This window comes from Streptococcus sp. AM43-2AT (genome assembly GCF_003603405.1).
In the GTDB taxonomy this organism is placed as follows: domain Bacteria; phylum Bacillota; class Bacilli; order Lactobacillales; family Streptococcaceae; genus Streptococcus; species Streptococcus ilei.
Window position 1 is genome coordinate 47,870 of the sequence record NZ_QTND01000005.1, and the last position, 13,884, is coordinate 61,753.

Here is a 13,884-nt window from a genome sequence, read left to right on the forward strand (position 1 = left end):
CCTCTGACCGCTCACATATAAGGAGTCGATATGGAAACACAACAAAATCCAAAAAAGGCAATGTGGTTATCCCTCATTCCTGGCTTGGGACAAATCTATAACAAACAGAAAGCAAAAGGATACATCTTTCTCGGTGTAACGCTTGTCTTTCTCGCTTACTTTTTCGGGCTTGGTTTGGGGGAATTGTCCAAACTCATCACCCTCGGTACCGTCCGTGGACAAGATAACTCTCTTTTTATCTTAATCCGTGGTGCCTTCCACTTAATTATCACAGTCGTTTATTTGATGTTCTACGCTCTGAATATCAAAGATGCGGGTACTGTAGCCAAGCGGATTAATAATGGCATTCGAGTACCGATGACCCTAAAAGAGATGGTCAATGCTATCTATGAAAATGGCTTCCCCTATCTTTTGATCATCCCTTCTTATATTGCCATGACCTTTGCAATCATCTTCCCCGTTTTGGTTACCTTGATGATTGCCTTTACCAACTACGACTTTAAGCATACAGCTCGCTTTACGCTCCTTGATTGGATCGGACTTCAAAACTTCACCAACATGTGGACTTTGAGTACCTTCCGTTCTGCCTTTACATCTGTATTAGGCTGGACCTTGATCTGGGCCTTGGCAGCTTCAACACTTCAAATCGTTCTTGGTATCTTGACAGCCATTATTTCTAACCAACCATTCATTAAAGGAAAACGCATCTTTGGGGTCATCTTCCTTCTTCCATGGGCGGTCCCTGCCTTCATCACTATCTTGACCTTCTCAAACATGTTCAACGATAGTATCGGGGCCATCAATGCGCAAGTCATTCCTCTATTTGCGAAGATTTTCCCATTCTTAGATGGGGTTCTCATTCCTTGGAAAACGGACCCTACCTGGACAAAAATTGCTTTGATTATGATGCAAGGTTGGCTCGGCTTCCCTTACATTTACGTCTTGACACTCGGAATCTTGCAATCTATTCCAAACGATCTTTATGAAGCAGCCTACATTGATGGGGCGAATGCTTGGCAAAAATTCCGCAACATTACCTTCCCAATGATTTTGGCTGTTGCGGCACCAACGCTCATTAGCCAATACACCTTCAACTTTAACAACTTCTCCATTATCTACCTCTTTAACGATGGTGGACCTGGATCTGTTGGAGGAAATGCTGGTTCGACAGATATCTTGATTTCTTGGATTTATAAATTGACAACGAACTCATCACCTCAATACTCAATGGCTGCTGCGGTTACGTTGATTATCTCTCTGATTGTGATCTCGATCTCGATGATCGCCTTCAAGAAACTGCACGCATTTGATATGGAGGATGTGTAAAATGAAAAATTCAGTTCAATTTAAACGCCGCCTTAATCATTTCTTGACTTACCTCTACTTGGTTGTCCTATCCATCGTTATCATCTATCCTTTGTTGATTACGGTTCTTTCAGCCTTCAAAACTGGTAACGTCAGTGCCTTTACGCTTGATTTCAGTGGCAGCCTCAGCTTTGATAACTTCCAAAAACTCTTTACGGATACCCTCTATGGTACTTGGTATCTCAATACCTTGATTATCGCCATTATTACCATGGTTGCTCAAACATCTATCATTACCCTGGCAGGGTATGCCTACAGCCGCTATAACTTCTTGGCTCGTAAGCAAAGTTTGGTCTTCTTCTTGATTATCCAAATGGTACCTACCATGGCTGCTTTGACTGCCTTCTTCGTTATGGCCTTGATGTTGAACGCCTTGAACCACAGCTGGTTCCTGATCTTCCTCTATGTCGGTGGAGGGATCCCCATGAACGCTTGGTTGATGAAGGGTTACTTCGATACCGTCCCAATTTCACTTGATGAATCTGCAAAATTGGATGGTGCTGGACACTTCCGTCGCTTCTGGCAAATCGTCCTTCCATTGGTTCGCCCAATGATTGCGGTCCAAGCGCTTTGGGCCTTCATGGGACCTTTTGGAGACTACATCTTGTCTAAATTCTTGCTTCGTGACGAAATCAACTACACGGTAGCGGTTGGTCTTCAAACCTTTATCAGCGACCAAAAAAATCAAAAGATTGCCTTCTTTGCGGCAGGTGCGATTCTGATTGCAGTCCCAATCTGTGTGCTCTTCTTCTTCCTCCAAAAGAACTTTGTTTCAGGCTTGACAGCTGGTGGGGATAAAGGATAAAAAAAGGTTTTCTATCAGAAGTTTGTCACCTTCCATGGATAGGTACAGCTTCCATCAATGAAGAAAAGAAGGAGAATTTTTCTCCTACTTTTCTCTCAGTCACATAAATTTTATCTTTAAGGAAAGGATGGGAGTGGGACAAGGATAGCAAGTTGCTTGATTTGCTACCGGTCTCTCTCCCATCTTTGGTTAAGGATAAAATCTGTTATGCTCTCCACATTTTGGAGATTAGAAAGGTCAATTCATGCCCTATCCATTTAATTATTTTTCCAGCCTTTTTAAGGTTAGAAAAGCATTTGCCAACCGCAAACAACTCAGTTGGTTCCAAATGATTTTTACCTCACTCTTTCTTCTATCCTTGACCCTCATTCCTGTCGCCGTTCAAAATGCAGAACTTCAGACCTACCCCTTAACTACCTTCGTTAGCGATGTCTTTGATCCCTTAACGGAGGATGTTATGAAGGACTTGAAAGAAAATGTCCGTATTGACCAGCATGAACTAATCTATAACAGTCATTTTGGAGTTCATAAGAACAAAGCTGGCCATGTTATCATCGGTCATCACGAAGGGACTTCATTAGGTGAAAAATTAACCCTCTATTTCGATAAGACCCAACTAGTAATTAGCAGAGAAAATAAAGAACTTGCAAGCATTCCTTATCAGGCAATTAATCAAAAGAGTCTTGAAAACAAAGATGCTTTAAGCCAAGCCATCTCCAAAGATTGGTTCCAAGCCAATCGATTGGCCGTTAGCCTCTTCCTCGTCCTCTTCTCAGGTTTCTTATCTGCTGTGAATTTTGCAATTTTAGTATTTGGAGCTTCCTTCTTCCTCTTCTTGACACGGAAGTCACGTCTCTTCTCTCTCAAAACCTTCAAAGAATGCTTCAACTTCACTCTCAACTGTCTTGGATTGCCTATTCTTGCCAGCGTCCTGGTCAGTTTATTGTTCCACCAAGTCTTTACAACAACCATCTTGATCCAAAATATCCTATTTGTCTTGTTCCTAGCGCTTGCCTTCTATAAGACTCATTTCCGGGATCCAGATTACAAACCTTAGGGAGGTCTTTTATGCGTGTCACCATCAAAGATGTCGCCAAACTAGCTGGCGTTGCACCATCTACCGTTACACGAGTGATTCAAAATAAATCTACCATCAGTGAAGCCACTAAAAAGCGGGTTCGTTCTGCCATGAAAGAACTGGATTACCATCCAAACCTAAATGCTCGTAGCTTAGTGAGCCAGTCCAGTCAGGTGATTGCCCTTGTCTTGCCCGATGAAAGTGATGTGTTCTTCCAAAACCCCTTCTTCCCTACGGTCCTCCGTGGGATTAGCCAGGTCGCCTCTGATCATGGCTATGCGATTCAGATTTGTACAGGGGCTAATGAACCCCACCGCCTCGCTCAACTCAAACAAATGATTTATGGTAAGCGGGTGGATGGACTCATCTTCCTCTATTCCAAATTGAATGATCCTCTGGTTGACTTCTGTATTGAAGATAAATTTCCTTTCTTGATTTTAGGGAAAGCAACTTCCCCTTTTGTATCATTAGTCGATAACGACAATGTTAAAGCAGCCTTTGATGCGACCGAATATTTTATCAACAAGGGATACCAACATATCGCTTTCCTTGGAGGAAATAAGGAATTGGCTGTTTCTCAAGACCGCTACAAGGGTTATCAAGAAGCTCTGGCCAGTCATCAAATCCCTCTTCGTGAAGAATTGGTCAAGTTCTCCTTTGGTTTCTTGCTCGAAGAAAATTCATACCAAATCATGGATACCCTGCCTTTTGAAGAACTCGAAGCTCTCATGACAACGGATATTCTCGTTGCCGAAGGGGTCCGGCGATACCTGAGCGACAAACAAGTCGATCTTCCGATTATTTCCTTCGACTCCATTAAACCACGGATTCCAATTGACGCCTATATTGATATCAATACGGTTGAATTAGGACGTGAATCTGTTAGAACCTTACTCCAAATTATTAAGGACAACAAGGAAAACAAAACTGTTTGCTACAGACAGCTTATTGAACATTCGATTATTGAACTTTAGGAGAACCTATGATAACTCATTTTTCAGCTTATTTAGATGACCAAGACTTGATTCGCGTGGAAGGAGGAGAGAGCGTAATGGCCTCTCTTCCTTTTACATTGACGTCTGGTTCGAAAACGATTGAACTCCTGCCGACGGAGGAAGAAAAAACTCTTCGAAGCCTCCTTCCCATCGACATGAGTCAAAGCTATACTCTTTCAAATAGTAAAGGAGAGTCCTGCCTCCTCCACTTCCGGGATATCGTCCGTCAACCCATCTTTGATCAGCTTTATGCTTATGATGGAGAGGATTTAGGAGCTCATTACTCAAAAGAAAAAACGATCTTTGCCTTCTGGGCTCCTATCTCTCAAGAGGTTGAGCTCTTGATCAACCAAACTGCCTACCCGATGGAGCGGACAGAAAAAGGAGTTTGGCGTCTAGTACTCGAGGGAGATTGGGAAAAAGCCTCTTATTACTACCAGCATCAGGTCAATGGTGTAACCCATACCGTTCATGACCCTTATGCCCTTTCTTCTGAAGCTAATTCAGGAGCTAGCTATGTCATCGACCGCCACAAGATTGAGCGCCCCATTCAGCGTGCAACGACACAACTGGATCCGACTCAGGCCGTCATTTATGAACTGAGTGTCCGGGACTTCTCCATGCAAAAAGAAGCAGGATTCCAACACCCTGGGACCTTCCCAGCCTTATTAGAATCTCCTAAACATGGAAACCAGACCTTTGGCTTTGACTACTTGAAATCCCTGGGCATTACTCATGTTCAGTTCATGCCCCTCTATGATTTTGGAAGCGTGGATGAAACCAACCCTGTCGCTGGCTACAATTGGGGCTATGACCCTGTCCAATACAATGTCCCTGAAGGAAGTTTTAGCACCCAGTCAAATGATCCTTACCAACGGATCCTTGAGCTACAACAAGTGATTGATGCCTACCATCAGGCCGATCTCAGCCTCATCATGGACGTCGTCTATAACCACGTTTACCTCTCTGACGATTTTGCCTTTGAGCGGATTGTCCCAGGCTACTTTTATCGCTATGACCAAGACCACCAACGAACCAACGGAACCTTCTGTGGCAATGATGTAGCGAGCGAGAGAGCTATGGTTCGCAACTATATCAAACAATCTGTCAAACAATGGGTTCAACTCTACGGATTTGATGGCTTCCGCTTTGACCTGATGGGCATTCTTGATCGCCAAACCATGATGGAAATTCAAGAAGAATTAAGCGCTATTTACCCCAACATTTACCTTTATGGGGAAGGGTGGAAGATGGATACAGGACTGGATCCTGAACTCCTGGCTCATCAATACAATGCCCGTCACCTTCGTCCTTATGGCTTTTTCAGTGACAACTTCCGAGATACCGTTAAACGAAGCATCTTGAAAGAAGGACGTATAGAAAGTCGCTATCAGGCCAATGATCTTGCCAATATTTTGACTGGCAATGTCGGACTCAAAGGAGCACCCCACTTTGTGCGTCCTCAACAGGCGATTAACTATGTGGAATGCCACGATAACGCAACCTTCTTTGACTATCTCAAGGTTGAAGATCCAAACATTTCAGAGGAGAAGCGACAGGCTAAAGCCCGTCTCGGCTTGCACCTCGTCCTCTTGTCTCAAGGCGTTCCCTTCCTACATGCTGGCCAAGAGTTCTATCGCAGCAAAGGCTTAGAAGAAAATACTTACAATCTTCCAGATGCTCTAAATCAACTAGACTGGCTTTCTTCTACAGCCTATGAAAGAGATATTCAGTTCCTTCGTGAATTGATTGCCTATCGTAAAGAGGAAGACCTCCTCCACCTAGAGAAGGCCCAAGACATTCGAGACTACTGTCAAGTCACCTGGACTTCGGAAAACACTTTCTCTTACAGCATCGAAAAAGATGGACGCAAACTTCTTATCTTGGTCAACCTGGGGGATCAAGAGTGGACTTATTCACTCAAACAGCCTGCTAGATTAGCAATTGCTCACCCCCATGTTTATACTAGAGAGCAACAAATTTCTCAAAGAGAATTCACCATTCCAGCCTATAGTTGGATTTTGGTAGAACAAGCATAAAAAAATTCCTGCAAGCCTATCTTGCAGGAATTTTTTAATCCTCCACTTCGACAAAACGTCCAATAATATGAACATTTTCTGATATGGTAATAAAAGCTTCAGGATCCTCTTTTTTCATTAAAAATTTAAACTCATTAAACTCTGCTCTGGTAATAACGGTGAGCAAGACCGCTTTTTCCTGATGATTATAAGTCCCTTCCGCATTGTGGATAATGGTTGCTCCACGATGCAAACGCTTATGAATTTTCTCAATTATCTTATCCGGTTGGCTAGTGACAATCATAGCCTGCATCCGCTTCTGCTTGGTAAAGACTGCATCTGTCACTCGACTGGACACAAAAATGGTAATCATCGAATAGAGGGCATATTTCCAACCAAAGGTCATCCCTGCTATCAACATGATGGTCCCATTGACGATGAGAGAAATTTTTCCGACGTTCTTGCCCGTTCGCTTTCGAATGGTCAAGCTAACAATATCGGTTCCCCCACTGGAGATATTGTTGCGAAGCGCAAATCCAATCCCTGTCCCCATTACAACTCCCCCAAAGAGAGCATTCATAATAGGATCATTGGTCAGGGTAACCACTGGCATAAATTGGATAAAGAAGGAACTCATAGACACCGTGATAAAGGTGAAAATAGTAAACTTATGACCAATTTGATACCAAGCGATGATCATCAATGGCAGATTGATGACATAGAATGACAAAGAGACCGGAATGGTAAAGCCTAAAAATCGATCACTAAGGGCGGATATAATCTGGGCCAATCCTGTCGCACCACTGGAATACACACGTCCCGGCTGGAAAAAGAAGTTCACAGCAACAGCAGATAGGAAGCCATAGACCAAAGAAGCCGAGATCTTTTCATCGTACTTCTCTCGGGAAATACTTTTTAAGACCCGTAGTAATTTAAAGTTATAGGCCAATCTTCGTATATAATAACGCAAGATCTTGCCTAAGCGAGTTTTTTTCATGTTTATCTCTCAATTTATAAATAAAGGGAAAATCCCACAAGTTGCTTATGGTAATTTTCCGCTTTTTCTATCCTTATTCCTCAGTTTTTACTTCTACTTGTAGGCTCAACTCTTCCAGTTGTTTATCAGCTACTGTAGAAGGGGCTTGGGTCATTGGATCCGTTGCCTTATTGTTCTTAGGAAAGGCAATCACTTCACGGATATTCTCCTCACCAGCTAACAGCATGACAAAACGGTCCAAACCAAGAGCTAATCCACCATGTGGAGGGAAACCATAATCCATGGCTTCTAGCAAGAAACCAAATTGCTCTGTCGCGTCTTCTTTTGAGAAACCGAGAGCGGTAAACATCCGTTCTTGCAATTCTTTTTGGTTGATCCGAAGACTACCACCACCAAGCTCGTAACCATTGAGCACAATATCATAGGCAATGGCCCGTACCTTGGCAAGATCGCCCTCTAATTCATGAGCTGTATCTGCTTGCGGAAGTGTAAATGGATGGTGGGCACTCATGTAACGACCTTCTTCTTCAGACCACTCAAACATTGGCCAATCGACCACCCATAGGAAGTTGAATTGACTATTGTCAATGAGGTCCAATTCCTTGGCAATTCTACAACGAAGGGCACCTAGAGTTGCATTGGCCACTTCTAGTGTATCTGCTACAAAGAGAACCAAATCCTTTTCTTCCAACTGTAAAGCACTTGTCAACTCTGTTGTCACACCTGTCAAGAACTTAGCTACTGGACCGTTTAAAGCACCATCAACTACCTTGACCCACGCTAGACCTTTTGCTCCATATTGCTTGGCTACTTCGGTCATCTTATCGATGTCTTTACGAGAGTAATTGTCTGCTGCGCCTTTAACAACGATGGCTTTAACGGCAGGTGCTTCTGAGAAGACCTTGAAGTCTACACCCTTTACAACTTCTGTCAAGTCTGTCAAGAGCATCTCAAAACGAGTATCTGGTTTGTCAGATCCATAAAGAGCCATAGCATCATCGTACTTCATCCGTGGGAAAGGAAGTTTCACTTCGATTCCCTTAGTTTCTTTCATAACACGTGCGATTAAACCTTCCGTAATATCTTGAATTTCTTGCTCTGTCAAGAAGGAAGTTTCTAAATCGACCTGTGTGAACTCTGGTTGACGGTCGCCACGTAAATCTTCATCACGGAAACATTTGACGATTTGATAATAACGGTCAAAGCCAGCATTCATCAACAATTGTTTGGTGATTTGAGGGCTTTGAGGCAAGGCATAAAAGTGACCCTTGTTAACGCGAGATGGTACGAGGTAGTCACGCGCCCCTTCTGGAGTTGATTTAGAAAGGAATGGTGTTTCCACATCAATAAATTCCAACTCATCCAAGTAATTACGGATAGAATGGGTTACCTTGGCACGCAATTTTAAGTTTTCCAACATTTCTGGACGGCGCAAGTCCAAATATCGATAGCGTAGACGAGTATCGTCGTTGGCTTCAATGCCGTCCTTGATCTCAAATGGCGTGGTTTTTGCAGTATTGAGGACAGTTAAGGAAGAAACATGCATTTCAACCTGACCTGTTGCAATTTTATCATTCGCTTGCTGTCTGGCAGCAACTTGACCTGTCACTTCGATCACATATTCGCTACGAAGACTCTCGGCCGTGGCCATGACTTCTGAACGAACAGTTTCCGGATTGATGACCAATTGCATAATCCCTTCACGGTCCCGCAAATCAATAAAGATCAAGCCACCCAAATCACGGCGTCGACTCACCCATCCTTTGAGGGTTAGTTCTTGTCCAATGTGTTCCTCGCGAACACGCCCTGCATACATGGAACGTTTCATTGTATTTTTACTCTCCAAACTAATATTCTTCCTTCTATTTTACCATAAAGCCTGTTAGATAAGTGCTTTCCCAGAGATTTTTCCAGAAAAAACAATTTTTTTATTCAGCTTCTTTCTTGGTAGGAGCTTTCTCTTTTTTTACCTCTTCATCGTATAGCGTTGGGGCCAACATTTTCATCAGACTTGCTGTTCCAAAACGCATGACAGCTGCCAAGACTCCAAATATTGGGGCCAAGCTACGGAAAAAGAAATCTCCTCTGACTAATTGGGTGATGAGGCCCGTAATGAGAAAGATCACTATTCCTTGAAGAATCGCATAAAAGGCTATTTTCTTCATTGTTTTCATCTTGTACCAGTTCCTCTCGTTGTATTAGACAGACTTATCCACAAGTTTGTGGATAAGTCTGTGAATATGGGGATAAGTTCATTCAAAACCATAGGAAAAAAGGTTGAGACTGGGTATTCTCAACCTCTTCGCATCTTACTTAAATTGATCCGGCTGACCTTTATAGTTAGCCCAGTCTTGACTTAAGAAACGATTGTTAATCTTGTATTCAGGGGCAGGTTGAGGGTTGGAGACAAAAGGATCAACTGCTTTATCAAATGCCAACCATCCATTCCAGCCCATATGAATGGTATCTTGCATAAAGTAGGGTTTATCACCATCTTTAGAAAAATCAGCAATATGGGTAAAGCCTTGACTTTCTAATTGGTAACGGATTTTTTCAACTGTCCGTTGATACATTTCTTTACTCAAACCTGTATAGGCCATCCATTTAGAGTTAACTGGAGGGATGACAAATATCACATTGGTTTTCGATTGAGCAAACTGATCCAAGACCAGTTGTAAATCATTGTATTCTGGAGATTGCTCATAGGATTCATTCTTTTGGAATCCTTTGAGTTTCTTTAACTTACTTGCAAGTCGATGGTTGTAAAAGCTATTACTAATGCCTAGTTTGTTATTATTGGTTTTCTTTTTGGCTTCCGCAGTCGCTACCTCTTCCAAAGCTTCGTAAGAAAATGTATCTGGCAAGTCATTTAAGCGAGAGAGAACTTTCTTCTCATAGTTGCTATTGTTCATTGCCGTAAAGGTGCTAAAGAAGGCATCCTCCCGACGAACAAAGCGCATGAGGGTCTGATTGAGACCTTTTTCAAAACCAGATAGGTTTTGACCTTTCGCTAGCTTCTGAACTTCTCCCTGCATAGCAACATTAGGATACTGTTGCAAAAGACGAGACGCCGCATACTGGCTTGCTGGGCCAGCTTCTTGGTTGGCCAAAAAGCTAGTTAATTGATCGCTGTTAAAGTATTGCTGAAAGGCCGACGAATCATAGCCATCCTTCGTAAACCACTGGGGCGATACCACATAGACAGCGGTTTTTCCTTCTAGTTGAGGAAGAATTTGCTGCATCCCAAAATATTGGTTCAAGGACGCTGCTCCTCGTTGCCCTAGAAAATACGGGCGATAAGAACGATCATACTTCTCAGCTAGTACTGCTGGGTGGACGATATCAAACCGCAACCATTCGCTGGAACCAAAGAAGGGTACAAAACGATAGTTGGGATCCCCGAGCGCTTCTTCTTTACGGGCACGACTTTTAAAGCCTTCTGCTGTCAAGCTCACTGCGGCCTTTTTCTCCTCTGTCAGATTATGTTTATGGTTAATCGGATAGAAAAAGAGAAGAGTGGCGACAAGAGCCATGGCACAAAAGACCGGACCCAGAATCAGCCACAATCGTTTAAGCATTCTGAAGCTCCATGACACCTTCTACGATTTTGTTGGCTGTGTTCCAGTCATCACGACCAAATTCAGATACTGGAACCCGAATATCGAAGCGGTTTTCCAATTCAACAATCAACTCAACGGTTCCCATGCTATCAAGAACACCCGCATCAAAGAGATCCTCATCCATCATATCTGAGACATCTTCCATAAACAATTCATCAATAATTTCAATTACTTGTGATTTTACATCCATTTTTCATTTTTCCTTTTCTTATTTCATTTTTGGAAACCATTGCTGATCCAAGAAACCTGAGAAAATCAGGAAGGACAGCATAACGGTATTGAAAGTAATAAAGATACCAAGAGCCTGGGTCCAGCGATTGTCTGGTAGGGGCTCCAGTCCTTTTGCCTTGCGTTCTTTATTGATTGTCTTTTTCTTCCGCAACCAAGCGTCGTTGATTACAAGACCCAGACCGTGGAAGAGACCATAGGCTACATAATACCAGGTAACCCCATGCCAAAAGCCCATGACCAACATGTTAATGATATAGGCAACGTTTGACGTTGTAATCCGACTCTGAAAGACCTTGTTGCGCATCAAAACCATGACTAGACGCATAAAGACAAAGTCCCGGAACCAGAAGGACAAACTCATGTGCCAACGATTCCAAAATTCCTTTAAGTCACGTGACTTAAAAGGGAGATTAAAGTTGATTGGGCTCTTAATTCCCATCAAATTAGATGCCGCAAGGGCAAACATAGAATAGCCTGCAAAGTCAAAGAAGAGATCCAAACCAAAGACATACATGACCCCTAAGGTGCCTAGGTTAAAGATTCCCCCTTGAAGAAGGGCATAGGTCTTGACATGTCCTAGTAAGAGATGGCCAAAGATATGAGCTAGAATAAACTTATAGAGGAAGCCAAGCATGATATACTTGACGCTCTGCTCCAACATATCTAGAAGCTCATCTCGATCCGGAATCGTCAGATAATCTTCATTGAAGCGTTTGAAGCGGTCGATCGGCCCACTTGAAAAAGTCGGCATAAAGAGCAAGAAACGCAAGAATTCCCAGAGACTAAAGTCTTTGAGGGTTCCGTCTCGCATCTCGATAATCATGCCCACTGCTCGGAAGGTCAGATAAGAGATCCCAAGGAAGCCCATCCAGGACTGGGTGCCATCAATGGCTGGTTGCACCTTCACAAAAACCAAGGGCAAAACGACCAAGAAAGAGTGGAGGTAAAAGACCCACTTGTTGTCACGCTGACTTCGATAGAATTTATAGGAGTAGACCCAAAGGATTTGCCAAAAGAGGTAGAAAAGAACCGCATAGATTTGTTTCAAATCCGTCCCTGTCAGCATTAGAACAATAAATGCGAGACTGACCAAGGCTTCATAGACTGGGAATCGTTTTTTAAAGAAGAGGCCAACAAAGATGGGCAATAAGGCCCCAATCAGATAAATAAAGTAGACCGGGGTTCCATAGGGTTCTAAATGAGGGAGCTGTTTCAAAAACTCGATCATCGGTTGTTAACCTCACTAATCAACCCTTTGATGTCGATTTTCCCGTTTGGAGTTAGCGGTAAACTATCACGGTAAAGGAATTTTGAAGGCATCATATAAGACATCATGATGTGTTCCAAATCTTCCTTGATGGCTTTCGTAATATCAATCTCGCGTTCAAATTGCTCTTTGACGCCATCTTTTAAGATGACATAGGCCAAGAGATTTTGAACCTTATGATCTTTGTTGTAGCGTGGCACTGCAACAGCCGAGTCGATGTACTGAGATTTGTTCAAGTTTTGAGAAACATCTTCTAGTTCAATACGATAGCCATTAAACTTGATCTGGAAGTCCATCCGACCACCATAGAGAAGAAGACCTTCATCTGTCATGGTTCCAACATCTCCCGTATGGTAGGCTGGAAGTCCTTCAAATTCGAAGAAAGCTTCTGCTGTTTTCTCTGGATTATTCATATAACCTTTTGAAACAGCCGGTCCAGACACGATGATCTCTCCTTGCTCTCCATTTGGCAATTTGTTTCCTTCTTCATCAATGATGAAGGTTGGAGAATCTTCTTTGGTATAACCAATTGGCAAGCGTTTAAGAGTCGCTAGCATCTCATCTGTGATAGCAACTGCCGACAAAGCTACCGTCGCTTCTGTTGGTCCGTAAGCGTTGATGATGCGCGCATTTGGGAAACGCTCGCGCAGTTTTTGAGCCGTTTTAACCGTTAACTCTTCCCCATCAAAGTAGAAATGGGTAATGCCTGGCATCTTTTCAGCATTGAAATCTTCAGACAACATGGCCATATCTGCAAAAGATGGCGTTGAAGTCCAGATAGCAATCGGAAGAGAAAAGATAGTCGCAAAGAGTTGTTTAAAGTCTTGAGTGATAGCTGATGGAAGGGCAAAGAGGGTCCCTCCAAGAGCTAAGGTTGGTGCCCAGTACATGACAGACAAGTCAAAGGAATAGGGTGGTTGCGCCAACATTTGCGGACGCTCTGGTGTCGCAAATTCCTTGTCTGTAATCATCCAGTTGGTGAAGCTGAGCAAGTTGTCGTGCGAAATTTGCACCCCTTTTGGTTTTCCAGTTGTTCCAGAAGTAAAGATGATGTAGTAGTTATCATCCCCTTTGACCGGATGTTGCAAGTCATACGCATTCTGAGCCGCATAAGCTTCACGCACTTGCTCCAAGGACATGACTGGAGCAGCTGGGTTTTCAATTGGAAACTCATTGATGGCGATAATTAAGCTTGGCTCAGCCACTTCAACAATAGCAGACACGCGCTCTAAGGCAGAGTGGCTGTCAATTGGGATATAGGCGTGGCCAGACTTGGTCAGGGCCACAAAGGTTGCCAACATTTCATATTCTTGTCCACCAAAGACCACAACAGGTGACTTTTCAGGAAGTCCCATTTGGTCAATGTGGGCCGCTAAGCTATCTGAATCAGCCTTCAATTGGCCATAGGTATGCTCTTCTCCAAGGACATTGTAAACAGGATAGTCTGGTTGTAGTTGGGCGTAACGTTCAATCGCCTCAATCATATCAGTAATTGGTTGGTTTGACAC

The 13,884-nt window shown here is 43.1% G+C and carries 12 protein-coding genes; 5 read left to right on the forward strand and 7 right to left on the reverse strand.

Translation table 11 applies throughout. The features are described 5' to 3' along the window. Positions 1 to 30 precede the first annotated feature (30 nt). The 5 genes from DW930_RS09675 (at position 31) to pulA (ending at position 6,282) form a co-directional block, all read left to right on the forward strand. Positions 31 to 1,326 (forward strand): sugar ABC transporter permease, encoded by a 1,296-nt coding sequence (locus DW930_RS09675; protein ID WP_023027397.1) that lies wholly within the window; start codon positions 31 to 33, stop codon positions 1,324 to 1,326. A gap of 1 nt (position 1,327) precedes the next feature. After that, a complete protein-coding gene (locus DW930_RS09680) occupies positions 1,328 to 2,170 on the forward strand; it encodes a sugar ABC transporter permease (RefSeq protein WP_023024736.1) in 843 nt (280 codons plus the stop codon). 244 nt (positions 2,171 to 2,414) lie between these two features. Further along, complete coding sequence (locus DW930_RS09685) at positions 2,415 to 3,227, forward strand: DUF1189 domain-containing protein (RefSeq protein WP_123159928.1); 813 nt, start codon at positions 2,415 to 2,417, stop codon at positions 3,225 to 3,227. 11 nt (positions 3,228 to 3,238) lie between these two features. Next, positions 3,239 to 4,222, forward strand: a complete 984-nt coding sequence (locus tag DW930_RS09690; protein WP_120701465.1) for a LacI family DNA-binding transcriptional regulator — start codon at positions 3,239 to 3,241, stop codon at positions 4,220 to 4,222. An 8-nt stretch (positions 4,223 to 4,230) separates the two neighbouring features. Beyond that, positions 4,231 to 6,282, forward strand: coding sequence for a type I pullulanase (gene pulA, locus DW930_RS09695; protein ID WP_123159929.1), 2,052 nt, complete (start codon positions 4,231 to 4,233; stop codon positions 6,280 to 6,282). A 34-nt stretch (positions 6,283 to 6,316) separates the two neighbouring features. Here pulA and DW930_RS09700 read toward each other — a convergent pair whose 3' ends face one another. The 7 genes from DW930_RS09700 to dltA all read right to left on the reverse strand — a co-directional run bounded on the left by DW930_RS09700 (position 6,317) and on the right by dltA (position 13,884). Beyond that, a complete protein-coding gene (locus tag DW930_RS09700) occupies positions 6,317 to 7,258 on the reverse strand; it encodes a YitT family protein (RefSeq protein ID WP_123159930.1) in 942 nt (313 codons plus the stop codon). Positions 7,259 to 7,331: 73 nt separating this feature from the next. Next, positions 7,332 to 9,086, reverse strand: coding sequence for an aspartate--tRNA ligase (gene aspS, locus DW930_RS09705; protein ID WP_123159931.1), 1,755 nt, complete (start codon positions 9,084 to 9,086; stop codon positions 7,332 to 7,334). 100 nt (positions 9,087 to 9,186) lie between these two features. Then, positions 9,187 to 9,423 carry a hypothetical protein gene (locus DW930_RS09710; RefSeq protein WP_203224893.1) on the reverse strand — a complete coding sequence of 79 codons (237 nt, stop codon included), beginning with the start codon at positions 9,421 to 9,423 and terminating at the stop codon, positions 9,187 to 9,189. A 144-nt stretch (positions 9,424 to 9,567) separates the two neighbouring features. After that, positions 9,568 to 10,836 carry a D-alanyl-lipoteichoic acid biosynthesis protein DltD gene (gene dltD, locus DW930_RS09715; protein ID WP_123159932.1) on the reverse strand — a complete coding sequence of 423 codons (1,269 nt, stop codon included), beginning with the start codon at positions 10,834 to 10,836 and terminating at the stop codon, positions 9,568 to 9,570. Then, positions 10,829 to 11,068, reverse strand: coding sequence for a D-alanine--poly(phosphoribitol) ligase subunit DltC (gene dltC, locus DW930_RS09720; protein ID WP_006595371.1), 240 nt, complete (start codon positions 11,066 to 11,068; stop codon positions 10,829 to 10,831). The genes dltD and dltC overlap by 8 nt, the downstream gene beginning before the upstream one ends. 18 nt (positions 11,069 to 11,086) lie before the next feature. Continuing rightward, a complete protein-coding gene (dltB, locus tag DW930_RS09725) occupies positions 11,087 to 12,337 on the reverse strand; it encodes a D-alanyl-lipoteichoic acid biosynthesis protein DltB (RefSeq protein ID WP_023024745.1) in 1,251 nt (416 codons plus the stop codon). Then, positions 12,334 to 13,884: a D-alanine--poly(phosphoribitol) ligase subunit DltA gene (gene dltA / locus DW930_RS09730; RefSeq protein WP_123159933.1), complete on the reverse strand. Its 1,551-nt coding sequence runs from the start codon at positions 13,882 to 13,884 to the stop codon at positions 12,334 to 12,336. The genes dltB and dltA overlap by 4 nt, the downstream gene beginning before the upstream one ends.

Bases quoted from the DNA above. Each gene is read 5' to 3' on its own strand.
- pulA (WP_123159929.1), top strand. From the start codon at position 4,231: ATGATAACTCATTTTTCAGCTTATTTAGATGACCAAGACTTGATTCGC.
- dltB (WP_023024745.1), bottom strand. From the start codon at position 12,337: ATGATCGAGTTTTTGAAACAGCTCCCTCATTTAGAACCCTATGGAACC.
- DW930_RS09685 (WP_123159928.1), top strand. From the start codon at position 2,415: ATGCCCTATCCATTTAATTATTTTTCCAGCCTTTTTAAGGTTAGAAAA.
- dltD (WP_123159932.1), bottom strand. From the start codon at position 10,836: ATGCTTAAACGATTGTGGCTGATTCTGGGTCCGGTCTTTTGTGCCATG.
- DW930_RS09700 (WP_123159930.1), bottom strand. From the start codon at position 7,258: ATGAAAAAAACTCGCTTAGGCAAGATCTTGCGTTATTATATACGAAGA.
- dltC (WP_006595371.1), bottom strand. From the start codon at position 11,068: ATGGATGTAAAATCACAAGTAATTGAAATTATTGATGAATTGTTTATG.
- DW930_RS09690 (WP_120701465.1), top strand. From the start codon at position 3,239: ATGCGTGTCACCATCAAAGATGTCGCCAAACTAGCTGGCGTTGCACCA.
- DW930_RS09675 (WP_023027397.1), top strand. From the start codon at position 31: ATGGAAACACAACAAAATCCAAAAAAGGCAATGTGGTTATCCCTCATT.
- DW930_RS09710 (WP_203224893.1), bottom strand. From the start codon at position 9,423: ATGAAGAAAATAGCCTTTTATGCGATTCTTCAAGGAATAGTGATCTTT.
- aspS (WP_123159931.1), bottom strand. From the start codon at position 9,086: ATGAAACGTTCCATGTATGCAGGGCGTGTTCGCGAGGAACACATTGGA.
- DW930_RS09680 (WP_023024736.1), top strand. From the start codon at position 1,328: ATGAAAAATTCAGTTCAATTTAAACGCCGCCTTAATCATTTCTTGACT.